General features: G+C 41.1%; 24 protein-coding genes (1 of these 24 running past the window's edge). 13 read left to right on the forward strand and 11 right to left on the reverse strand.

The window, feature by feature from the left end; all coding sequences use genetic code 11:
- The 3 genes in view from CLV95_RS00475 to CLV95_RS00485 are tightly spaced (at most 37 nt apart) and all read left to right on the forward strand, a layout consistent with a single transcriptional unit that may run on beyond the window.
- A protein-coding gene (locus tag CLV95_RS00475; RefSeq protein WP_002729314.1) for a PP2C family protein-serine/threonine phosphatase crosses the window boundary here: on the forward strand, positions 1-383 show its end. Its footprint begins 598 nt before the window's first position; only the last 383 of its 981 coding nucleotides appear in the window; its start codon lies off the left edge, out of view; the stop codon is at positions 381-383.
- A 2-nt stretch (positions 384-385) separates the two neighbouring features.
- Entirely contained in the window at positions 386-679 is a 294-nt protein-coding gene (locus CLV95_RS00480) for a hypothetical protein (RefSeq protein ID WP_002729283.1), read from the forward strand.
- A 37-nt stretch (positions 680-716) separates the two neighbouring features.
- Positions 717-2006, forward strand: a complete 1290-nt coding sequence (locus tag CLV95_RS00485; protein WP_002731763.1) for a hypothetical protein — start codon at positions 717-719, stop codon at positions 2004-2006.
- Here the strand turns inward: CLV95_RS00485 and glpK are convergent.
- Together glpK and CLV95_RS00495 are read right to left on the reverse strand one after the other, a co-directional pair.
- Entirely contained in the window at positions 2000-3490 is a 1491-nt protein-coding gene (gene glpK / locus CLV95_RS00490) for a glycerol kinase GlpK (RefSeq protein WP_002729327.1), read from the reverse strand. The genes CLV95_RS00485 and glpK overlap by 7 nt on opposite strands.
- Before the next feature lie 45 nt (positions 3491-3535).
- The gene (locus tag CLV95_RS00495) at positions 3536-4492 is read right to left on the reverse strand and encodes an MBL fold metallo-hydrolase (RefSeq protein WP_002731799.1); all 957 of its coding nucleotides are present in this window, start codon (positions 4490-4492) and stop codon (positions 3536-3538) included.
- 187 nt (positions 4493-4679) lie between these two features.
- On the opposite strand from CLV95_RS00495, the gene CLV95_RS00500 reads away from it, so the two are divergent.
- The 9 genes from CLV95_RS00500 to CLV95_RS00540 all read left to right on the forward strand — a co-directional run bounded on the left by CLV95_RS00500 (position 4680) and on the right by CLV95_RS00540 (position 10125).
- Entirely contained in the window at positions 4680-4994 is a 315-nt protein-coding gene (locus CLV95_RS00500) for an STAS domain-containing protein (RefSeq protein WP_002626623.1), read from the forward strand.
- Between the two features lie 165 nt (positions 4995-5159).
- Positions 5160-5813 carry a hydroxyacylglutathione hydrolase C-terminal domain-containing protein gene (locus CLV95_RS00505; RefSeq protein ID WP_230456539.1) on the forward strand — a complete coding sequence of 218 codons (654 nt, stop codon included), beginning with the start codon at positions 5160-5162 and terminating at the stop codon, positions 5811-5813.
- Positions 5814-5869: 56 nt separating this feature from the next.
- Positions 5870-7252, forward strand: a complete 1383-nt coding sequence (locus CLV95_RS00510) for a dihydrolipoyl dehydrogenase (protein WP_002729306.1) — start codon at positions 5870-5872, stop codon at positions 7250-7252.
- An 18-nt stretch (positions 7253-7270) separates the two neighbouring features.
- Complete coding sequence (locus tag CLV95_RS00515; RefSeq protein ID WP_002729296.1) at positions 7271-8188, forward strand: ABC transporter ATP-binding protein; 918 nt, start codon at positions 7271-7273, stop codon at positions 8186-8188.
- Positions 8185-8958, forward strand: coding sequence for an ABC transporter permease (locus CLV95_RS00520; RefSeq protein WP_002731916.1), 774 nt, complete (start codon positions 8185-8187; stop codon positions 8956-8958). The genes CLV95_RS00515 and CLV95_RS00520 overlap by 4 nt, the downstream gene beginning before the upstream one ends.
- A gap of 14 nt (positions 8959-8972) precedes the next feature.
- The gene (locus CLV95_RS00525) at positions 8973-9242 is read left to right on the forward strand and encodes a BolA family protein (protein ID WP_002731747.1); all 270 of its coding nucleotides are present in this window, start codon (positions 8973-8975) and stop codon (positions 9240-9242) included.
- A 93-nt stretch (positions 9243-9335) separates the two neighbouring features.
- Positions 9336-9563: a BolA/IbaG family iron-sulfur metabolism protein gene (locus CLV95_RS00530; RefSeq protein ID WP_002178416.1), complete on the forward strand. Its 228-nt coding sequence runs from the start codon at positions 9336-9338 to the stop codon at positions 9561-9563.
- A complete protein-coding gene (gene grxD / locus CLV95_RS00535; RefSeq protein ID WP_002729294.1) occupies positions 9560-9880 on the forward strand; it encodes a Grx4 family monothiol glutaredoxin in 321 nt (106 codons plus the stop codon). Before CLV95_RS00530 ends, grxD begins: the two co-directional genes overlap by 4 nt.
- Entirely contained in the window at positions 9880-10125 is a 246-nt protein-coding gene (locus CLV95_RS00540) for a glutathione S-transferase N-terminal domain-containing protein (RefSeq protein ID WP_026053956.1), read from the forward strand. The genes grxD and CLV95_RS00540 overlap by 1 nt, the downstream gene beginning before the upstream one ends.
- Here the strand turns inward: CLV95_RS00540 and gshAB are convergent.
- The 7 genes from gshAB to CLV95_RS00575 are packed head-to-tail and all read right to left on the reverse strand — an operon-like array spanning position 10122 to position 18801.
- Complete coding sequence (gene gshAB / locus CLV95_RS00545; RefSeq protein ID WP_002729288.1) at positions 10122-11153, reverse strand: bifunctional glutamate--cysteine ligase GshA/glutathione synthetase GshB; 1032 nt, start codon at positions 11151-11153, stop codon at positions 10122-10124. The two genes, CLV95_RS00540 and gshAB, sit on opposite strands and share 4 nt — an antisense overlap.
- Positions 11141-12703 (reverse strand): glutamate--cysteine ligase, encoded by a 1563-nt coding sequence (gshA, locus tag CLV95_RS00550; RefSeq protein WP_002729325.1) that lies wholly within the window; start codon positions 12701-12703, stop codon positions 11141-11143. The genes gshAB and gshA overlap by 13 nt, the downstream gene beginning before the upstream one ends.
- Positions 12700-14433, reverse strand: coding sequence for a gamma-glutamyltransferase (gene ggt, locus CLV95_RS00555; protein ID WP_107694828.1), 1734 nt, complete (start codon positions 14431-14433; stop codon positions 12700-12702). The genes gshA and ggt overlap by 4 nt, the downstream gene beginning before the upstream one ends.
- Positions 14434-14453: 20 nt before the next feature.
- Positions 14454-16685, reverse strand: a complete 2232-nt coding sequence (gene clpA, locus CLV95_RS00560; protein WP_002731885.1) for an ATP-dependent Clp protease ATP-binding subunit ClpA — start codon at positions 16683-16685, stop codon at positions 14454-14456.
- Positions 16682-17008: an ATP-dependent Clp protease adapter ClpS gene (clpS, locus tag CLV95_RS00565; protein ID WP_002729350.1), complete on the reverse strand. Its 327-nt coding sequence runs from the start codon at positions 17006-17008 to the stop codon at positions 16682-16684. The genes clpA and clpS overlap by 4 nt, the downstream gene beginning before the upstream one ends.
- Positions 17005-18219 (reverse strand): GNAT family N-acetyltransferase, encoded by a 1215-nt coding sequence (locus CLV95_RS00570; RefSeq protein WP_002736713.1) that lies wholly within the window; start codon positions 18217-18219, stop codon positions 17005-17007. The genes clpS and CLV95_RS00570 overlap by 4 nt, the downstream gene beginning before the upstream one ends.
- Before the next feature lie 33 nt (positions 18220-18252).
- Positions 18253-18801: a sigma-70 family RNA polymerase sigma factor gene (locus tag CLV95_RS00575; RefSeq protein ID WP_002731097.1), complete on the reverse strand. Its 549-nt coding sequence runs from the start codon at positions 18799-18801 to the stop codon at positions 18253-18255.
- Between the two features lie 365 nt (positions 18802-19166).
- Here CLV95_RS00575 and CLV95_RS00580 point away from each other — a divergent pair, with 365 nt between their 5' ends.
- Complete coding sequence (locus tag CLV95_RS00580) at positions 19167-19793, forward strand: NrsF family protein (protein WP_002731722.1); 627 nt, start codon at positions 19167-19169, stop codon at positions 19791-19793.
- Between the two features lie 374 nt (positions 19794-20167).
- Here the strand turns inward: CLV95_RS00580 and CLV95_RS00585 are convergent, their stop codons facing one another.
- Entirely contained in the window at positions 20168-22081 is a 1914-nt protein-coding gene (locus CLV95_RS00585; protein WP_002731719.1) for an AAA domain-containing protein, read from the reverse strand.
- Entirely contained in the window at positions 22078-23079 is a 1002-nt protein-coding gene (locus CLV95_RS00590; protein ID WP_002731849.1) for a PLP-dependent cysteine synthase family protein, read from the reverse strand. The genes CLV95_RS00585 and CLV95_RS00590 overlap by 4 nt, the downstream gene beginning before the upstream one ends.

The raw sequence follows: 23079 nt of genomic DNA on the forward strand, positions 1-23079 counted from the left end.
AAGCCGATAAACAAGGAAACGTAGAACATTCGGGTCTCCATCCGAGTTTCGTGATCTATAAAAAAAGAACCGGAGAAAACCGAATTGTGGAAACCGACGGAAAATTCATATCCACCACTATGAACGCGTGTTTGAAAAACGTACAAAGCAAAAACTGTTTTCATCTGGAATCCGGAGACATCGTATTTTGCTTTACAGACGGGCTCTACGAGCAGAAAAATAACGGAAACCTGTATTTCGGAGAAAGTCTGTTTCGTTTTTTGGAAGGGGTTCCCAAAAATCATCTCGGAAAAATCGCTGATGATCTTTTTACCGAAATTTTAAAACATACGAACGGAAGAATTCAAGATGATATGACCATCCTAATGATTCGCAAGAAGTGATAATGTTAGAACTTAACGAGCTTGAAATCAAAATTCTGAATCTGATCCCACTCGAAGAGAGGGATGTGCGCAAATTGGGAAGAATTCTCCACGACGTTACTTTGGTTACCGGAATGACTGAGGAAGAAATCGTAGAATTCATTCCGTTTGGTTTGGAGGATGAAATTCGCATTCTAAAAGTTGAATACAATTTCAATAATTTCAAAAAAGCGCTCGTATCCAAACTCACAAAAAGAAACTACTACTCCCCTGGACTTTCCACTCCCATTCCGGATACGTTACGCGAATCCTTTTAAAAATCTTTAAATCGATGACAAACCCTCGGCGAACTACGTGCCCTTAGAAGAAGGAACAAATTATATTTTCATTCTGGCAAATCCGGATTCGATTGTCCGATTGAAATCGAAAATAGATCCTTTTTACGATTTTCAATCCGAAGAAATCGAAGAACTTCCATGTTTATTTGCATCCCCTGCTCTCATTCCTCGATTTTTATATTCTTTAGATCAGATTTCGTTTTCCCACAAACCGATTCATTTTATGGCTTATCTAAATTTTGAAGAAGAAAAAATTTTTTCCAAAGGCGAACGTTTCCCCGAACCGTCCTTTGAAATCGTAAACGATACAAAATATCCGATTCAACAAAATCCATACCTTCCAATCGGATCCATTCCTTTCCAAATTGTCAGGGGAGAATCGAATCTTACTTCCATCGGCACCGTAAAAACCGGAAACTTCAACTTGTATCAACAAAAAAGAAACAAGATGGTTTCAACACGTTATCTGTCTTTGAAGGACATCGTAAATCCGGAGTTGTCCGAACTCGAAGTGGAGAAAAAAATAGAATCACTCTACTTCAATCCAAAACAAAAATCATACCTTTTTCGTTTGATCAAAATTCTTTTTGCGGGAACTCCCGTCGAAGAACAAATGATCGTATCCAATTTATTCAGTCACGAACCCGATTTCGCGTCATTCCTAAAGGACCAAATATTTCAGATTGAAATCCTTCCTTTGATTCACGGCCCTTTTTTAAACCGGATTTTGAATGCGATGGACGAAAGGATCATCCGATTCTCCTATCCCAAACTTTCCCCACCGGTCAAAACAATGATCGAAAAAAACATATCCAAGAATAAATTGAAGTCCATCCTCAATTCTCCGATTAAAAAACCAGAAGTTGGGGAATCTCTGGAAGAAACGATCGAAAAGGAAATTTTTAAGAATTTTTCAAGAAATATATATTATGAAAATGGAATATTTAAAATTTATCGAGAAAATATCGACGACTCCAAAATCAATCCTAATCAAAAAATAAAAATCGAATTTCAAAGTCTTCACCAAACGTCAAAATTTAATTTTCAAGTTTCGGGAATCCGCGCGATCAAACTTTACGCGGTTACCGAAAAAGGGATCTTTTTTCAAATTTTAGAATGGTTGGAAATAGTTCGAATGGATACGCTTATTTCCAAACGAGAAAGGGACGAACAATTCTTTTTAAAGACACCGCCTGGAAGAATCCTTGAAATTCCTTTTTTTCCTGAATTTCGAATTCTATGTGGAGCGGGAATTACTTTAGAAAAAAAGACATTCGAATTCTGTTTATTAGGATTCGATTATTGATCGGTGCGGATTCTTCGTACGGAATCCTTCCAAATCTGAATTTCCCTTTCTCTCTGTGCCACTTTCATCTGAGGGAAAAACTCTTTATTTACTTTGATTTTCTTTTTCAGATCCGCAACAGAGGGAAAAAATCCTCTTTCAAGCCCGGCCAAAAAAGCCGCACCCAATACGGTCGTATCTACATTCGAAGGACGAATTACGCGTTTTCCTAACACATCAGATTGATACTGCATCAGCCAGGAGTTTCCGGTGGCGCCCCCATCCACTTTGAGGACTTTTAGCTTTGAGCCGGTATCGTTCTCCATCGCTTCCACCAGTTCATACGATTGGAGTGCAATCGATTTCAACGCGGCTTTCGTAATTTGTTCCGGAGTTGTATCTCTCGTTAGACCCAAAATCGCACCTCTTGCATTCATATCCCAGTAAGGAGCACCTAATCCAGTGAATGCGGGAACAAATACAACTTCGTCTTCCTTCTTAACGGAGGAAGCGAATTTTTCGGAAATCTTGGACTCTTTGAAAAACTTAAGGTTGTCTCTCAAAAATTGAACGACGGCGCCTCCGATAAAAACGGAACCTTCCAAACAATAAACCGTCTTTCCTTCCGGACCACACCCAAGAGTTGTAAGGAGATTGTTTCTTGAAATCTGAAAATTATTTCCAGTGTTAAACAAAAGAAAACATCCGGTTCCGTAGGTATTTTTCGCTTCCCCCGGTTCTGTGCAGAGTTGACCGAATAAGGCTCCCTGCTGATCTCCAACGAGAGAAGAAATCGGGATTCCGTCCGGAAGCCCTTTCACCTTCTCCGTTCTTCCGAAAAGAGAACTAGAGTTATGCGCTTCGGGAAGAATAGAATCCGGAATTCCAAGAATCTGAGTCAATTCCTTGTCCCATTCCTTCTTTTCTATATTGTAGATTAGTGTCCTACTAGCATTCGTATGATCGGTTTTATGCGATTTTCCATTGGTCAACCGGTGGAGCAAATACGTATCGATGGTTCCAAAAAGTATTTTTCCCTTCTCAGCTCTCGCTTTCACGCCTTTCACATTTTCCAGAATCCATTGAATTTTTGTTCCGCTGAAGTATGCGTCCAAAACGAGCCCCGTTTTTTTACGGAAAAGCGGCTCCAAACCTTTCGACTTTAGATCCTTACAAATTCCGGCGGTTCTCCTACATTGCCATACAATTGCATTATAAACCGGCTTGCCCGTATCCTTATCGAACAAGACGGTGGTTTCTCTTTGATTTGTGATTCCGATCGCGACCGCCTTGGAAGGACTTAATTTTCCATTACGAATCGCTTTGATGATCAGTTTTTCAGTTTTTGCCCAGATCTCTTCCGCGTCATGCTCCACCCAACCCGATTTCGGATAGTATTGTTTGAATTCGGAATAGGAACTCGAAATCACGTTCCCGGATCTGTTAAAACAAAAAATTCGAATCCCAGTGGTTCCAGCATCAATCCCAATGATATAATCGCTCATGAAAGATTCTCCCAAAAGTTTTGAATCCGAATCTCAATATTAGAGTTATACTTCTAGTTCCAGGCCTTCGTAGGCCATGATGATTTCAAGCCGGTTGTGCGGATCAAACATCTCTTTGTATTTTAAGGCTCTCAAATAAACCGCGTCCAACTTTTCGTCGTCATAGGAAGGGTCGTGATGAAACATCACAAGCCTTTTCACATTTGCACGCAAAGCGATATCTGTAGCCATAGAAGCGGAACTATGACCCCAATCGATTTTTTGTAAGGATTCTTCGAACGTATATTGGGTGTCGAAAACGAGAACGTCCGCCCCCCGGAAATAATTCAAATAGTCCTGGATATTCTCCATTTCATCTAAATTAAACTCCGCATCCGAAGCGAAGATGAGAGACTTTCCTTCTTCCTCAAAACGATAGGAAAAACTTCCTCCAGGATGACGAACCGACTTGGAAATTGCGGAGATGGATTCGGTTACCGGAAACGCTTTTCCTTCCGGAATAAACTTAAAATTTTTCGTGGCTCGAAATCCGTCATAAGGAACCGGAAAATGGGTAAAACTATGCTGATACTTAAGTCGCTCTTCCAAATTGTCTACGGAACTTAAAATATCGAACGTATTTCCCGGAGCATACAAAGGAACAAAAAAAGGAACTCCTTGAATATGATCCCAATGCGTGTGAGTGAAAATCCACTTTGCCTTTCCCTTTCCTTCTAAGAAACCTTCGTGTAAAATGGAATTCCCTAATTCCCTGATTCCAGTACCACCGTCTATGATAACTAAGTTATCTTTCTTGTCTCGAATTTCGATACAAGTCGTATTACCTCCGTAAGTGCTCCAACTGGAAAGAGAAAGAGAATCGAGGAAGGTATCGATCGCATCAGGACTTTGTATATCTGCGGGAGTCGCGAGCCCGAGGATCTTCTGTACCTTATTTCGAATTGATTCTCCACGAACAGAAGAGGAAATCGAACCGCGTACACCCCAAAATTTTATGCGCATAATTTAAAAGACAATTCCGATAAACGGATGATTCTTAGGAAAATGTTGTCTAAAATTATCGATTCTATCAGGATTTCCAGCGAATTCTTCTTTATTTATGAAAAATTTCTTATGAGACTAGGAAAAATTTTGTTTACCGAGTACATCGATCGAATAGGATTTATAACAGATTCTGGGTAATACAAACGTGGAAAGCTTTAATACAGAAATTCTCACAGAAGGCACAACTTGCACGATTCGAATTCAAGGAAGTATCAGCCTTAAAAACGCATTCGCTCTCAAAGAGCTCATCATTAAAAAGCACGGGGAAGGTTTTATCGATATTGTCCTTGATTTTTCGGGAGACGCGTATTTGGATTCTTCTGGAATTGGTGCCATTTTCAACTCCCAAAAATACGTGACGGAACGGAACGGTTCTCTCAAGCTCAAAAACATCAGCAGAGATGTGATGACAATTTTGAAAATCGCGAATCTGGACAAACACTTAGATATCATTCACTAAGGTAGTTTTCTGGAAGTCTTTCGAATCTATACGAACAGTCCCCTCCGAAACTTCACCTATATTCTTAGAAACTCCGAAACCTCCGAAACTCTTTCCATCGATCCTTACGATTCCGAACAGATCGAAAAATTTCTGGATTCAAAAGGTTGGACATTAGACTTTCTTCTGAATACACACGAACACGAAGACCATACGTCCGGTAATACGGGGCTTGTTCAAAGATACGGGTGCACGGTATATTCTCATCCCGAAGGTATCGGCAAAATTCCACACGCGACTCATCCTCTAAAGAAAGGAGATCTCCTTCTTCGTTCTTCTAAAGAATACTTGGAAATTCTAGATACTCCCGGTCATACATTTTGTCACGTGTGTTTACTTCTCGTTGAAAATCAAAAACCGAAGGCAATTTTTACAGGGGATACAATCTTTAACGCGGGAGTCGGAAACTGTCATCACGGCGGCGACCCGGAAGTTCTTGCAAAAACGATTTTGGAACAATTCTATCCTTTGGAAGAAGAAATTCTTCTTTATCCCGGCCATGATTATCTCGAAACGAATTTAAAATTTACACTCTCCCTTGACCCTTCCAATCAAGATGCAATCCGTACCTTGGAAGAATGTTCCCGCTTATCCAAAAACGTGGAATTTCTCACTACCGACCTTAGAAAAGAAAGAAAAATCAACACGTTTTTCCAGTGTGATAAACCTTCTCTTGAACTTCGAAAAAACGTCTCAAAAAAGATCCCTTTTAAACAGCTTCTCGATAATGATCCAACTTCCTTTTTTATTTCTCTCCGTTCTTTACGAGATCAATGGTAAATAGTTTGCTCTCTTGACCACAGGATTTAGAATCTGTAACCAAGGCGATTCTTTTTATGAAAGAATATGATATCATCGTAATTGGTACGGGAGGAGGAACTAAACTGATCACTCCTCCTTCTAAAATCGGTTATAAAGTCGCGGTAATCGAAAAAGAATCTCCCGGAGGAACCTGCCTCAATCGGGGATGTATTCCTTCCAAGATGTTGATTTATCCGGCTGAAATTCTTTCTCTTGCTAAGAATTCGGAGAAATTTCAAATCTCATTTCCCGGCAAACCTAAAGTCGATTTTAAATCTCTTGTAGAAAGAGTTTCAAAGACGGTGGACGAGGAATCCGCATCAATTCGTCCGGCATACGATAAAAATCCGAATATCAACTACATTCAAGGAACCGCAAGTTTTGTTTCAGATAAGGTGATCGTCGTAAACGGAGAACAACTGACTGCAAAAAAAATTTTTATCGCGTCAGGGGCAAGACCCTCAATCCCGAATATTCCGGGTCTTGTCGGAACTCCTTATATGACGAGTAGAGAAGCCCTTCGCAGGACCGATCTCCCAAAATCATTGATCGTAATCGGAGGCGGTTTTATTGCTTTGGAATTAGGCTTTGCCTACTCTGCATTTGGAAGCGAGGTTACTTTTTTAGTTCGAAGTAGGATGCTCAAAAACGAAGACGGGGATATCGTAAACGAATTTGAACGGGTTTTTACCAAAGAACACAATGTACTACTCCACACAGATATTCATAAATTAGAATATAAAGAAAAAATGTTTCATGTAGAAGTCGAAACGGCTGGAAAAAAATTACAACTCCGATCGGAAGCGCTCTTGGTCGCAACCGGAATCCGGCCCAATACCGATCTTTTAAATTTGTCGAATACGAAAATCCAAACCGATACAAACGGTTACATTATCGTAAACGAATATTTAGAAACCACTTCTCCCGAAGTTTACGCATTAGGCGATATCACCGGAAAATATTTTTACAGACATTCCGCAAATTTCGAAGGGGAATTTTTATTCCGCACCTTATACTTGGAAAAGAAAAGAACTCCGATCGATTATCCTCCGGTTCCACACGCCGTTTTTACACATCCTCAGGTGGCCAGAGTAGGAAAAACGGAAGAACAACTCGTTCAAGAAGGAATCGATTATATCGCCGCTAAAAATCCGTACAGTGCCAGCGCTACCGGAATGGCGCGGCTTTCCGATTCCGGATTCGTAAAAATTCTAGTGGATAAAAAATCGAGAAAGGTTTTAGGAGCACACGCAATCGGAGACGAAGCTTCCAATGTGATTCATCTTTTTATCCTCTTGATGACTATCGGGGGAAATTTGGACGATCTTTTAAGAATGATATATATACATCCTGCGTTACCCGAAATTGCACGTAATGCGGCCAGAAAAGCCGGTGAACTTTTGCAAATAAAAGAATAATGGGAAAATTTAGAATTTATGAAATTTGCTCTGCAAATTGAGAATTTAGTCAAAACGTACGCAGGTGGAGTCACCGCCCTTAAAGGAATCAGCCTTAACGTGGAAAAAGGGGATTTTTTCGCGCTTCTTGGCCCGAACGGAGCCGGAAAATCCACAACGATTGGAATCTTGAGTTCTTTAGTGAACAAAACTTCGGGGAAGATTCAAATTTTCGACGCCAATATCGATACCAATCTTGCCAAAGCGAAAGCATACATCGGAGTCGTCCCTCAAGAATTCAACTTCAACGTTTTTGAAAGAGTGGATCAGATCGTAATCAATCAGGGCGGTTACTACGGTATGGATCGTAAAATCGCCACCGAAAGCGCATTGAAGTATCTACAACAACTCGGACTCTACGAAAAAAGAAAAGAATCAGCAGGCAAACTTTCCGGTGGAATGAAACGAAGACTCATGATCGCAAGAGCACTCATTCATAGTCCGAAAATTTTGATCCTGGACGAACCGACCGCAGGCGTGGATATCGAACTTAGGAGGTCTCTTTGGGAATTCCTTCAAAAACTCAACGCATCCGGAATCACGGTTATTCTCACGACCCATTATTTAGAAGAAGCGGAAAACCTTTGTAGAAATATAGCGATCATCGACGAAGGAAAGATCGTGGAAAATACTTCTATGAAAGACCTTCTTCAAAAATTAGATCATGAGACTTTTATTTTGGATTTTACAGGCCGTCTTAATTCGTTCAAAACGATTGAAGGTATAGATATCAAACAAACGGATAGTTCCACGCTCGAAGCCTCCATCTATGGAGACGCTTCTCTCAACGACTTATTTAAGCTCCTTGAGCAAAATGGAATCAAGATCAGCAGTATGAGAAATAAATCCAACCGATTGGAAGAGCTCTTTCTCAAATTGGTGGAGAAAAAATCATGAATTTAATCGAAAAATACAACGCATTCAAGACCATCATCATCAAGGAAACGATTCGAATTCTACGCATTTGGATTCAAACAATCATTCCTCCGGGAATCACAATCACACTTTATTTTATCATTTTTGGAAAATTGATCGGTTCTCAAATCGGGAGTATTGGAAATCACACCTATATCCAATTTATTGTTCCGGGTCTTGTAATGATGTCCGTAATTATCAATTCGTATAACAACGCGGTTTCTTCCTTTTTCGGGGCAAAATTTCAAAAGAACATAGAAGAGATTTTGGTTTCACCCACTCCCCCTTCTTTGATCGTACTTGGTTTTACAATCGGCGGGGTAATTCGAGGAATGTCAGTCGGAATTCTCGTGATTGCGATTTCACTTTTTTTCACAGAATTGGAAGTATATCATTTTACTATGTTAATCGCTACCGTGTTTTTAAGTTCTCTTTTGTTTTCCCTTGGAGGATTGTTAAACGCACTTTATGCAAAAAAGTTCGACGATGTAACGATTATCCCAACTTTCATTTTAACTCCTTTGACGTATTTAGGGGGAGTTTTCTATTCGATCCAAATGCTTCCTCCATTTTGGCAGAACGTTTCCAAATTGAATCCGATTTTGTATATGGTGAATGCGTTTCGTTACGGATTTTTAGGTGTGAGCGATATTGAACCGTGGTTCGCTCTTTCTATGATTGGAGCAGCAACCTTATCGTTGTATGTTCTTTCCGTGCACTTATTGAAAAAAGGGATCGGAATCCGAAATTAACCTATCTCCAGTTTATGAGCGTCTCCGAAGAAATCCGTTCCCTTTTAAATTCTTCCTTGAATCCTTACAGATTGGAAGTAGAAGATTTGAGTGCGGAACACGCAGGCCATACCGGAAATCCGGAAAACAAACCGGAAGGAACTCATATAAAAATCATATTGGTCTCTTCGAAATTTTCGGGAAAATCAAAAGTAGAACAACATAGAATGGTATATTCCGTTCTCAAACCATGGATCGATCGGGGTTTACACGCGATTATTCTCGAAACAAAGGAACGAGACTAAATTCCGGATTGTAACAAAAAAGGGGTACAAAATCCTAAAACTAAAATCCGCTGAAAAAAAGGTCACTTAAAATTTAAGTCTAAAGAAAGAGCGATGACAATCGACGAAATTAAAAATAAAATAGAATCCGGTCTTCCCGATTCCAAGGTAACGATTTTAGATCCTTATCGGGACGGAGTGCATATCAAAGCAGTTGTGATTTACAAAGGATTCGAAGGAAAGTCCATTTTAGAACAACACAGAATGGTCTATGAAACCCTGAAAGAGGAATTAAAACAAGAAGTGCACGCGTTGGCACTAGAAACAAGGATACAAGAATGAACGAAGAAGTAAAACAAAAGATAAACGATTTAATAGGAACTAGTAAGGTCTTTCTCTTTATGAAAGGAACTCCGGAAGCGCCTATGTGCGGTTTTTCCGCCGGTGTGTCTAACGTTTTAAGAAGTTTAGGAATCTCGTTCGGATCCTTTAACGTTCTTTCGGACGAAACGATGCGCCAAGGCATCAAAGACTACGCAAACTGGCCGACCATTCCACAACTTTATATCGACGGGGAATTTATCGGCGGTCACGATATCGTGGTGGAAATGGCAAAGTCCGGAGATCTCCAGAAAAAAGCGGGAATCCTAAACTCATGATGAAGTTGTATCAGTTTCAATCCTGCCCTTACTGCTCCTATGTAAGGGACGAGTTTCAAAATATGGGACTCGTCCCAGGAAAGGACTACGAACTCGTGGAAGCCAGCCGGGGAACACCCGGCAGAGAAGAAGTAGTGAAACTCGGTGGACGTAGTCAAGTTCCATTTCTGGTCGATGATGATATTAAGATGTACGAATCGAGAGAAATCGTAAATTACACAAAACTAAAGAAGAAAATTTCCTAAAAACCAAGTAAATCTAAAATTTTATTTCCCACGTCCCTGTTTTTACCTTCATAAGGATAGTTGTGAATATATAAAACGGGATTAAAGTTCAACTCCAGAATTCGATAATCTTCTTGTTTTTCCAAATCCTTTAAGATTATATCCACGCCGCAAATTTTCGCACCGACCAACTGCGCCGCTTTGACCGCCAGTTTCTTATAAAACGGATGAGCCAAATCCGTCACGTCGATCGAGTCTCCTCCCGTACTGATATTTGAATTTTTTCTTAAAAAAACCTTTTGATCCTTGGAAGGGATAGAATCTTTCGTAAAGCCGGATTGTTGCAGCACGTCCAGTTCCGTATCACCCAATTGAATTTTTTCCAATGGAGTCACGTGCCCCACTCCCCGCCTTTTATCCTCGTTTTTTAAAGCAACAAGTTCTTCAATCGTATGAATTCCATCGCCGGTTACGTTAGCCGGAACTCGATTACAAACGGCAATGGTTTCCGCACCAATCACCAAAAAACGGTATTCATTCCCTTCTGCAAATTCCTCCACAATTACCGATTCAGAATGATTGAATGCAATCTTAATCGCTTTTTTTGCGTCTTCCTCGGAGGCATTCGGAACCAAAATCGTAATCCCAATTCCAAAATTGGTGGTCACCGGTTTTACGACTATCTTTCGATTAGAATTTTTTCTCCAGAATATCAAAGCCGATTCCGGATCACCGAAACTATCTCCTTCGGGAACCAAAAGTCCCGACTCATGCATTACAATTTTTGAAATCGTTTTGTTTTCCATTACAAGAAAAGACATATAGGAATCTAAGGCGGTTTTAGAGGCTTCTTTTATGTATTGAACGAACCCATTTGAATTTTTAAGTCTTAAAAAATGATTCTTACGATCCAAAACCTCCACTTCCAAACCCCGATTGAGTGCGTCTCGAATCACAATCTGCGTGGAAATTTCCAGGTCCTCGAATCCTTTCAAAGTAAAAATTTCCGGGGAAAAAAACTCACCCGGCTTTAATTTCAGTGATTGCATAGTTTAACGGTGGGATATTGAGTTTGGATTTCTTCTTTTTCCAATTGTTCTTTTTCTTGAAAGGAACGAACCGCTTCTTTTTCTATCTTCATCAAAGTTCCGGGAGAATATTCCAAATAAGAAAGAGCGCGTCGATTTTCACGAGCAAGTTCCATTCCCCTATCTCTGAATTCAATATTACGTTTTAGAATTTCGGAAAGTAATTTTCCGGAAGGGGTTTTATCCGGATTCTTCCATTTTTTAATCTGAAAGTCGATTGCTTCCTGATACATACATCTTTTGGTATGAAGATCCAAAATTTTTGCGTAGTGTCTCAGGGACTCCGAGTATTCCGCTCCGGCTGTTTGAAAGTTTTTCTTGGTTCCGTTCGAATTGATTTCCAATTCCGGATTTCTTCCTTCCCAAATCACGGAGTTTAAATTTTCTTTTAAAATCATATTCTCTTCTTCGGAAATCAATGGAGAAGGGCTAAGCAAAGAGTCCAAAAGAATCAACTGGGTAAAGGCGAGATTAAGCCTACAAACTCCAACAGGAGAATAAGGATCGATGTCCAAAGAACGAATCTCTATGTATTCGATTCCCCTTCGAAGAAGAGCATCTAACGGTCTTTCATCCCCCTTAGGAACCTGTTTCGGACGAATCGGAGAATAAAATTCGTTTTCGATCTGAAGATAATTCGGATTGAGTTGAGCGTCCGCATTTTGAGAAAAAGAAACATAACTAGGATACGGGGTATGAACCGCGTAACACATCCGTTCCGCATATTCTTCCAAGGAATTATAATGAATTCCTAATGTATCCTGAACCTTACTCGTATACCCGATCTCGCTCATCCTGAGCGAAGTAGCATAAGGAGAGTATAACGTAAAATTCTTATGTTTTTTAAATTTGAGGTTTCCCGGATTCGGCAAAAAAGTGGAATCGAAAACGGCGGAAGACCCGGTGAGATACGTTAAATAATGAACCCTTCTCATAAAATTTCGAATCACATGCAGATAAAGAGAAGAGATTTCCTCTTTCGTAAAGTTTGAAATTTCTTTTCCTAAAAATTGACGAAGGAAAATTTTCGAGAAAGAAAAGTTATAGTGAACTCCGGAGATAGTCTGCATTCTCCTTCCGTAACGAAGCCCCAATCCGTGACGATAAATCGTTTTCCATCTCCCGGAATGGGAAGTCCCGTATTGCCCAAGAGGAATTTCGTTTTCATCCTTCGGTAGAATCGGAGGCATACTGAAAGGCCAGATGAGTTCGTTGTCCAATCGACGAAACGTATATATATGCAAATCTTGTAATTCACGAATATTCGCTTCAATCTTAGGACGAGGATGAGTCGCGTATTCGAGCTGAGGCTCCGCAAAATCGGTTTTGATATAGTGGTTGGTTAAACTCGAACCCAAATGCGCCGGATGCGGAGTTTTCGCGAGCATTCCGTCGGGTCCCACCCTCATACTTTCCTTTTCCAAGCCGTGTTTCGCCTTTACGGCATGTCTCAAAAGAATTTCGAGGGATACTTCTTCTATCTTCGATTGAGTGAGTTCCTTAGTTTTCAAAGTCCGCCCGTGGCTCCTTCCCCACGTGGATCGGAAGCTCCATAGAGCATTCCGTTCTCTCTTTTGACCGAGAACAGTTTTGCAAAGTTCGGAGCAATTCGGATATCGTGTTTTTTCGACGAAAGACCATCGAATACGTTTCTTTCATTCACGGATTTTTCGATAAACACTGCGTCAGGAAAAAGCTGATGATGAATTCTTCCCCTTGCGACGGATTCATACAAGGTTAAATTGAAATCCAAATTGTAGACAAGAGATTGCAAAACCGCATTGATGATGTAAGCTCCTCCCGGTGCCCCTGTAGTTAAAAAGGGCTCTTTTCCCTTAAAAACGATGGTCGGAGACATACTGCTCAAAGGCGTTTTTTTAGGAAGAATAGAATTTGCCTCCGCACCAATCAAACCGTATACGTTCGGTTCTCCGGGAGCCCTGCTAAAATCATCCATTGTATCGTTCAAAACAATTCCGGTTCCGGGAGCCACAACCGAGGCCCCAAAACGAAAATTGATGGACTGAGTCGTAGATACGGAGTTTCCCTCTCGATCCATTACCGAAATATGAGTAGTCTGCGGAGATTCCACACCGAAGTTAAGAGTTTTTAGAAAAGAAGAACTACTAGAGGCGATTTTCGGATCGAAGTCGGAAATCTTTTCCTCTGCATATTTCTTAGAAAGAAGACGGTCCACGGGTATTCTCGTAAACGCGGAATTACCGCCAAAAACCGCACGGTCCGCATACCCCCTCCTCATCACCTCCGTAACGAAATGATAATACAAAGCCGGATCTTTTTCATACATTTCTTTGAGAGGTTCTTTTTCCAACATCGATAACATCGTGAGGAGATGAATTCCGGAAGAAGGCGGAGGCATCGTATAAATCGTATAATCGCGATACTTCGTCTTTAAAGTTTTCTTTTCAATCACCTTAAAATCGCTTAAATCTTGAGAAGTTATCAACCCACCGTTGGCTTTCATCGCGGTCGTGATCGCATCCGCGATTTTTCCATGATAAAATTCCTTCTCGCCCGTTTCGGAAATCAACTTCAAAGAATTCGCCAAATCCTTTTGAACCAGAATACTTTTTAATTCGGGAACCCTTCCCCCTGGAAGAAAAATCCCTTTCATTTCCTGATCCATATCCTTCGAAGACTTCTGAATCGCGGACTGTAAATCAGGATACATCGGAAATCCCTTTTCTGCCAATCGAATCGCGGGAGAAATTACCGTTTTGAGAGAAAGTTTTCCGTAACGTTTTTGGATCTGAACAAGACCCGCTACATTACCCGGAACACCTACAGCCCGGAACCCAAGCAAAGAATCTTCTTTCGGTTTTTTCTTATACATGTCCCTAGATGCCGCGTTAGGAGCCCTTTCCCGAAAATCAAAAGCGATCGGTTCCGAAAATTCTTTCAAGTAAAGAATAAGAAAACCTCCTCCACCCAGTCCGGTCGAATGTGGTCTTGTAACCGAAATCGCAAACGAAGTTGCAACGGCTACGTCCACTACGTTTCCACCTAACAACCCAACTTCGATCCCCACTTGAGTGGCCTCGGGAGAATCAGTTGCGATCATAAGATTCTTACTTTCGCTGAAGTAATCGACGTGTGTTTTTCCATGAGAAGGAGTTACGAGTAAATCCGTCGAAATCCTTTTTCCCTCGATGGTAAGAGAAGTTTCCCTACACGAGAAGAGTAAAAGTATCAGAATGATACGAATTGTGATTTGTTTCATTGGATCCTGGTATTTGAGTTTCAGGATTTTTTTCCGGACGTGAATTTCATTTCAATTCCCTCTTGGCCGGAAATTAGTTTCACTTTACCTCCGGACTTCAGCGCTCCGAAAAGAATTTCTTCGGAGATCCGTTTTGATATATGAGTATCGATCCATCTTTGAACGGGTCTTGCGCCGAACTCGGGTGTATAGGCTTTGTCCGCAATGTAGACAAGCACATCGTCCTGAAACTCTAGTTCAATTTGTTTAAAATTCAATCTTTCCTGTAATAGAGCAAGCTGTTTTGCAACCACTTTAGCCACATGTTCCTGGTTTAGAGAAGAGAATTCAATCACTGCAGTCAAACGGTTTCTGAACTCGGGAGAAAACTGCTTTTCGATCGCTTTCAGACTTCGGTCTTCCAAAAGATCATTGGCAAATCCTACCGGATTAGTAGAACGCTCACGCGCTCCCGTATTGGTCGTCATCACAAGTATCACCTGGCGGAAATCTGATTTTCTTCCGTTGTTATCCGTAAGTGTAGCGTGATCCATAATCTGTAATAGAATATTATAAATATCCTCGTGCGCTTTTTCAATTTCATCGAGCAAAAGTACACAATGTGGGTTTCTATAAATCGCATCCGTAAGTTGCCCTCCCTGTTCAAAGCCGACATAACCCGGAGGAGAACCTATTAAACGAGACACAGTATGTTTTTCCATATACTCGCTCATATCAAAGCGAATAAGTTCCACACCCAGGATTTCTGCCAACTTTCGAGTAAGTTCGGTTTTGCCTACGCCGGTCGGCCCTGCAAAAAGAAAACACCCGACGGGTTTCCCAGGCTCGGAAAGTCCACTTCTAGAAAGCCGAATCGACTGAACCAACTGTTCAATCGCAGCGTCTTGTCCGTAGATTTTAGTTTTTAATTCTTCATCCAAGTTCTTTAGTTTTTCGCGATCGTCAGCCTTTACCGTAACCGAAGGAACTTTTGCGATCTTGGAAACGAGGTCCTCGATCTCTCGAACAGTAACCGTTTTTTTACCACCTTCTCTGAGCCGAACCCTCGCCCCCGCCTCGTCCAAAAGATCGATCGCCTTATCCGGAAGTTTTCGATCCAGAATATAACGAGCGGACAACTCCGCCGCTTGTTCTACGGCGGAAGAAGAGTATTTCACCTTATGGAAAGATTCGTATTTTTTCAAAAGACCCTTTAAGATTTCTATCGTCTCGAAAACGGAAGGTTCGCCTACCTCCACTTTTTGAAATCTTCTGGAAAGCGCATGATCTTTTTCGAATATGGATTTGAATTCCTTGTAAGTCGTGGTTCCTATACAACGAAGTTCTCCGCTAGAAAGCGCAGGTTTTAAAAGATTAGAAGCGTCCAAAGAACCGCCGGAAACCGCTCCTGCACCTATAATTGTATGAATCTCGTCGATAAATAGGACATGATCATCCTGTGCCGTAATTTGAGTGACTACGTTTTTCAATCTCTCTTCAAATTCTCCCCTAAACTTGGTTCCAGCAAGTAAGAGTCCCATATCGAGAGAATATACTTTCAAATTCTTTAATGGTTCAGGAACTTTTCCATCCACAACTCTTTGGGCAAGTCCTTCCACGATTGAGGTTTTACCGACGCCTGCCTCGCCTACAAAGATAGGATTGTTCTTTCTTCTTCTACAAAGAATATGAATGGTACGATCAAGTTCTTCTTCCCTTCCAACCATAGGATCGAGCTTTCCTTCTTTGGCTCTCGCAGTGAGATCTACACAAAAAGTTTGTAAAGGATCTGAAATTTTTTCATTTTCTTCTCCCTGAATTTCCTTGTTGGGATTTTTAGAATCCTTTCGGATTCCGTGCGAGATATAACGAACGATGTCGAGTCTGGAAATATCCTGTAATCCTAAAAAATAAACCGCATTCGATTGATCTTCCCGAAAAAGAGCGGCAAGAACGTCTCCTCCGTCCATTTTTTTATTTCTTGTGGACTGAACGTGAAACTCCGCGAGTTGAAGAACATGTTGCACTCCGATTGTATAAATCGGATCGTCGGAGGATTCCGGAAGAGTCTCCAACTCACTTTCTAAATAACCGATCAAATCCTTTCGCAGACGTTCTATGTCTGCTCCGCAGGCTTCCAGAACCTCCTTTCCTACCGTATCATAAGTAAGAGCGAAAAGGATGTGCTCTAAAGTGATAAATTCGTTTCTTCTTCTTTTGGCTTCTTCCCAAGCCTTTTTTAGGGTACGTTCCATTTCTTCCGTGAGTATCATGATTCTTCCTCCACTTCCATCGTACAGTGAAGCGGATATCCATGTTGTTCCGCCAATTGTTGAACTTGTATAACTTTAGTCCTTGCGACATCGTGCGAGTAAACGCCGCACAGTGCTTTTCCAGTTATATGAGCCTTCAACATGATCTGCTGACTTTCCGCTCTACTTCTGTGAAAGACAAATTGTAAAATCCAAACGACGAACTCCATCGGAGTAAAATCGTCGTTGAGTATGATGACTCTGTATTTGGAAGGACGTTTGAGTTTTACCTTCTCTTTAGTGAGAGTTTGTTCTTCGGTATCAAATCGAAAGATATCACTCACGGTTCGTAACTCCCTAAGTTCGAAGTTGTTTCCGTTTTGAAGTAGACATTCGTTTGCGTTTTTTTCAACGGAGAATGTTCATTGGTTTTTTGGATCATTTCCTGCATTTGCAATTTTTCTTCCTTTAAAAAACGTTCAATCGCATTTCTAGCTCCAGCATGAAAAATCCGATGAGAACTATACGTAGGAACCGCCGGAAAACCTCTTAAAAATTTATGCTCACCTTGCGCACCCGCTTCGAAAACTTTGATGTTTTCTCGAATCGCATACTCGATCAATTGATAAAAACAACATTCAAAGTGAAGATGAGGGTAGTATTCCGTACAACCCCAATATCTTCCGTAGAGAAAGTCGTCCTTTCTAAAATTGAAAGTACCCGCGACCGGTTTTCCTTCTCTATATGCAAGAACAAGAACAATCCTATCCAAAAAATTTTCAAAAGAAGAATCGAAGAACTTTCGATTTAAATACGCAGAACCCCATTTGCGAGAATGGGTGTCCGAATAAAAATTCCAGATCGCATCCATGTCCGAACGAGAAATTCCATCTCCTTCCAGAACCCGAATCTTAAGTCCATAACTACGAACGATCTCTCTTTCCCGTTTGATCTGCATTCTCTTCTTGGATTTCATCGCCTGGAGATAATCGTCAAAACTCGAATACCCTCCATTGATCCAATGATACTGGTGGGAAAGCCTCGTTGCAAATCCGTATTCGGAAAGAATCTCGGATTCTTCTTTCTCTAGAAATAAAAAATGAACCCCGGATAAACCCTCTTTTTCACAAAACTGAAGGAGTTCCGGAATCAGATAAGAACAGACTTCTTTTAAACTCAAACGAGCATCGTATAAGATCCTTTTTCCGTTAGCAGGAGTAAATGGAATTGCAACAAGACCTTTCGGATAGTATTTGAGTCCAGCTTGTAAGAAAAACTGAGCCCATTGAAAATCAAAGATGTATTCACCGTACGAATCGAATTTCAGAAAGAGAGGAATTACGGCCGAAAGACGGTCTTCTATCCAAAGTACACAATATCTCTGAATCCAAGAAGTGGAAGGTCCGATACAACAAGAAACTTCCAAAGATTTGAGAAAATCATACTCTAAAAAAGGACTTTTGGGATCGGAAATAAAATTCCACTCTTGTTTAGAAATTAAGGAAATAGAATCTAAGAACTCTACTCGAATGCCGCTCGGAAGATGGGAAATCATGTTAATTCTTGGACGATCTTGACCGCTATTTTGTCAGAGATCGAGTGAAAAATGCTTTCTAATCTTTTGAATCGCTCGATGAGTAATGACTTTGATATTGGATTCGGAAAGGCCCGTTCGTTCGGAAACTTCTCGCACACTCATCCCTTCAAGTTTGAGATGAGTGAGAATTTGTTTCTGCCTTTCATCCAAAACGTTCAGCCATTTTTTGAGGATCTCTCTGACGTTCTCTGGTTCTTCTTGAACTGGTTCTGGAGAAGCGAAAATTTCCAGATGATCCATATTGAAAGTCCGATCTCCTACTTTCTTCTTTCTCAGATAATCAATCGTTTTGTATCTTGCAATCGCAAAAACCCAAGGCGCCGGATGACGATCCTCGCGATAAGAATCCCTAGCCTTATGAAGTCCGATTAAAATTTCCTGAACCAAATCTTCCCTGTCTTCTGGATTGCTAATTCGTGGAATCAGATACGATCTGAGAATTCCGGTTACGAGTTGGAGAAATTTTTCATAGGAACTTTGATCTCCGGTCTTACGGATTAATACCGAACATTCTTCCCAGATTTCTTTTTTAGCTGACATGTAACGAACCGCTTGGAACCTTCGAAAAGATAAGAGCCCGGCCAAAATTTACAATATTACTTTCTACGGATCGTAACATTTGAAACGAAAATTGCCGAGCGGACTCAAGTAACTTAAGAGGAATACCTATCGGCATCGGAAAACAAGGTATCAAGTTTAAAAAGTTGACGATTTTAGTTTCATCGTTTCGAGTTTTTTCTCAAACAAAAATTTGAATTTTGAGACGAGTGATAAGAAACTTTCCTTTGATTATATACACATTTAAAAAAAACGAAAACCGATTCCCTCCAGATTGAATTGGGAAGAAGTTATTGTCCAACCATTCTCCAAAATTGGGAAATTTCCTCTGTAAAGAGCACAAAACAATGTCTCATCAAGAACAAACAACCGAATCCTTAATCCGAAAAATGGCCAAAGAACCTCCGATTCGAAAAAATAGTTGGAATTGGTTCGTGATTTTAGGTGCGGTGACTCTCACATCGCTTTACCTTCTTCATTTACACCCGATTTCGAGCCGTTTCATTCATTTACCAACTTTATTGCCTGATTTTTTTTGGATTTCTCTCATCACTCTTTATTCGTTTTGGACCTTATCCCAATTGCGTTTTCCGGAAGAATCCTTTACCCAAACCGCACGTTTTCCACTACCTCTCGCATTTCTTTGGATCTTTTATTCGATATGTATGTTCGTCTGGGATTTGATCGGAGACAACAAAATCGATATTCATATCGGGAGATGTTGGATCATCCTTTCTCTTTCCAGCATTCTTTTAGCGGGAAGTGGGATTCTGATCCTAAAAAACGGAAAACCAGGAAATCCCGTTTTAGCGGCTGCGGTTCTTTCCGTTTCTAACTTAGCTTTTGCAAACTTCTGTTTGAAGTTCGTTTGTTCGGATCAATCTTCGTTCCATATTCTCGTTTCGCACGTTTCTACCAGTTTGCTCCTTTTTTTATTCGGTTTTTTCGTATTTAAGAACATTTTAAAATGGTAGCCGAGTTCCGACAAAATCTCCCGTGAAAGGGGCAGCCCCGGATTGGGTGGTGTGGCGGGTTCGTAGGGAAACTCGGGAAATTTTTCTCTATCAGAAAATTCTATTTTTTTAAAGTAAAACGTAAACTTCCTGTCAGAACTTTTCCTTTTTTGATTGAGAAGGAGTTACTCCAAAGTCTCTATGGATCGCGACAAGGTTGGTTTCAACTAACGTTGAAAGCCGCTCACTAAACTCAACCTCGCTCTCTAGGGATCGCTTGGTAATGCTTCGCTGTTCGCTGGCAATTTCGCTCTCTATGGATCGCGACAAGGTTGGTTTCAACTAACGTTGAAAGCCGCTCACAACGCTCCGCTGTTCGCTGGCAATTTCGCTCTCTATGGATCGCGAAATTCCCAGGCAGTCCGAAAGAATTTTTTCTCTTCCATAAATCGAATGAACCTAGAGAGAAAAGGATCCTCCAAAAGAGTGGAGCTATCGCCGATACAAAGCAAAAGGTCCTTGGCTCTCGTCATGCCGACGTTGATTCTTCTGGATTCCTTTAAAAAACCGGAACGACCTTCCGAATTGGAACGGACAAACCCGAGAAAAATACAACGATTCTCTCTTCCTTGAAACGAGTCTATCGTAGAGACTTGGATTTTAGAAAGCCCTGCTTCCTGTAATTTTTCCGAAAGCAATCGCACCTGAGCACGATACGGAGAAAGAATCGTAATCTCTTCTTCGGGCCAATTGTTCTCTTGAAGTAAAGTACAAAGACGAACCTGAAGATCCGCTTCGAAAGGATTAGTAAGACTATCGTCAACAGCGACTTCCTCGCTGTCGGTCCCGGCTGTATCGATCCATTGGAGTGCATCCCCGAAAGGGAAAGTTTTCGGAAAGTTGGAAATTTTTTCCGGTCCCGGACGACCTGACTTCAGTCGATTCGAATAAAATTCCATGGAAGGGAAAGAGGCGATCTCGTCCCTCATTCTATACTGAGTATCAAGCATAAAAACCCGCCCGGACGTTTCCAATCTTTCCGCGGCTTTTTCAAAAAGTGTAAACTCCAGAGAATTTTTTTCTGAAAATAAAGTAGGCGGCAACTGCTTATGATCCCCCGCAAGAATCACTCGATCCGATTTCAAAATTGGAATCCAGGTCGCTGGTTCGAGAGCCTGAGACGATTCGTCTAACACGCAAAAGTCGAACCTTCTTCCCTCCAAAACGGAACGAGCGGAAGCGACGGGAGTGGAAACGATCACGGAATGAGAGGAAATCAAACTATCTATCAGTCCCTTTTCCATGGATCGGATCGTCTTTTTGAGTTCTTTGACTTCCTGAAAAAGATTCTTACGATCTTCCTTCTCTTTTTCTCCGAAGTTACGTTTATATTTTTTAGCTTGTTTCGAGATTTCGATCACGTCTCTTCTGTATTCGTTTAACAATTTTCCGTCGGAATGATGAAAAAGTTTGTAGTCGAGGGTTGTATGAAGCGCCGTATCACTAATACGCGCGGGATGTCCCAGACGTAAAACCGAAATTCCTTTCGCTGAGATCGATTCGACCAAAAGATCGCAAGCGGAATGTGTGGGAGCGGACACAAGAACCTTTTTTTCTTCCGCTACGATCTGACTAATTATTTCGGTTAATGTGGTTGTTTTTCCTGTACCGGGAGGTCCGTGAATTACAGCAATATCTTCGGAAAGAACACAACGCAAAACCGCATTCTTCTGCGATGGATTCAACGAAGAATTCAATCTTTGCAATATTCGAGTTTCATCAGATTTTCGAATCGCGATCGGATCCGGTTTCCCGTAGCCTAATAAAAGCTCGCGATTGATATACAACCTCGTTCCTTTGGGAGCAGATGAAACTGCATCTAACGCGTATAACATTTCTTTGTAGGAGGTTTCATCGGGAAGAAGATCTAAAAAACATTTTCCGTCTTCGATCCATTCCGGGACTTCCTCGATCGCAATCCTAATTCTTTCTTTATGAAGAGAAACTAATATGGCCCGAACCCTATCTTCGTTCTTTCCTATTTGAACCGGAGCGCCGGGCTGAAATTTGGATGGATATTCCTCTTGATTCGGAAAACGAAAGGTAAGGATCCAACTTCCTTCTCTGCCGAAAGACTGTTCTTCGTAGACAAGAGGGTATAACGCGATTCCGAGCTTAATCCGGTCTTGGAGAGAACGGGAAAGCCAGTCTTTGGAAAAGAGGAAACCCTCTTCTTTCTTTTCCCTTTCGAGTTCAGCCCGAACAAATTCCAACTCCTCGATCGAGCTGGAAAATTTTCTTTCTTTCAAAACCGATCGGGAGAAAGGACTACGATTCTGTAGACCTGGGATTTTTGATCGTCTCTTATGGGGAGTCCTTCCGCAAATCGAATCGCGCTCGCAAGAGTAGTTCCGGTTGTCTGTCCCGCAAAAATTCCCTCTTTTTGATAAAGATCGGATTGATATAAAAGCGCCTGTTCCCGATCGACTCCGACATATTCGTCTACGATCTTCGGATCAAAGGATTCAGGAAGATGAATGGAACTTTCCTTTTGAACCATCTTACGGATGAATCTGGATTTTTGACTGACTCCCATGATGATTCGAACCGAAGATTTTTTGGATTTTAAAAATCTACCCACACCGGAAAGAGTTCCTCCAGAGCCTCCTCCGGCTACAAACGCATCCACACTTCCACCGAGATCTCTCCAGATTTCAGGTCCAGTAAAAAGATAATGTGCATTCGTGTTCGCCATATCTTTGTATTCGTTTAGAATCACTACGTTTTTTTCTTTTTCTTTGATTTCCTTCGCTTTCCTTAAGAAGGTTTCGTCCCAATTTCCTTTCGCTTCGGGAACGACCTCTACTTGAGCTCCGAAGGTTTGCAGGTCTTTGATCTTTTGCGGATCGGTATCACCGGCAACCAAACAACGAAATTTATATTGTCGAATTGTACAAATCCAAGCAAGACTGATCGCGGTCGTGTTGTAACCGGGTTGAACAACCTGTCCCTTGGGTTTTAATTCTCCCCTTCTTTCGGAAGAAAGAAGCATGGATAATGCGGTCCTATCTTTTACAGAACCGGTAGGATTACAAAATTCCGCTTTGAGATAGAATTCTACGTTGGGAATATGAGAACCGATTTGATTCAGGCGAATAAGCGGAGTATTTCCGATCATCTGTAGGATCGTCTCTTTAACGGGTTTTGCTACGCTAAGTTCCCGCCCAAAAGATTTCTGAATGTTGTTCAGAGCACCAAGAAAACTATTTCCAAATTCGTCAATCGAACGGGATATTTCATCAAACAT

Origin of the sequence: Leptospira borgpetersenii serovar Javanica, assembly GCF_003046425.1 — a bacterium.
GTDB lineage: Bacteria > Spirochaetota > Leptospiria > Leptospirales > Leptospiraceae > Leptospira > Leptospira borgpetersenii.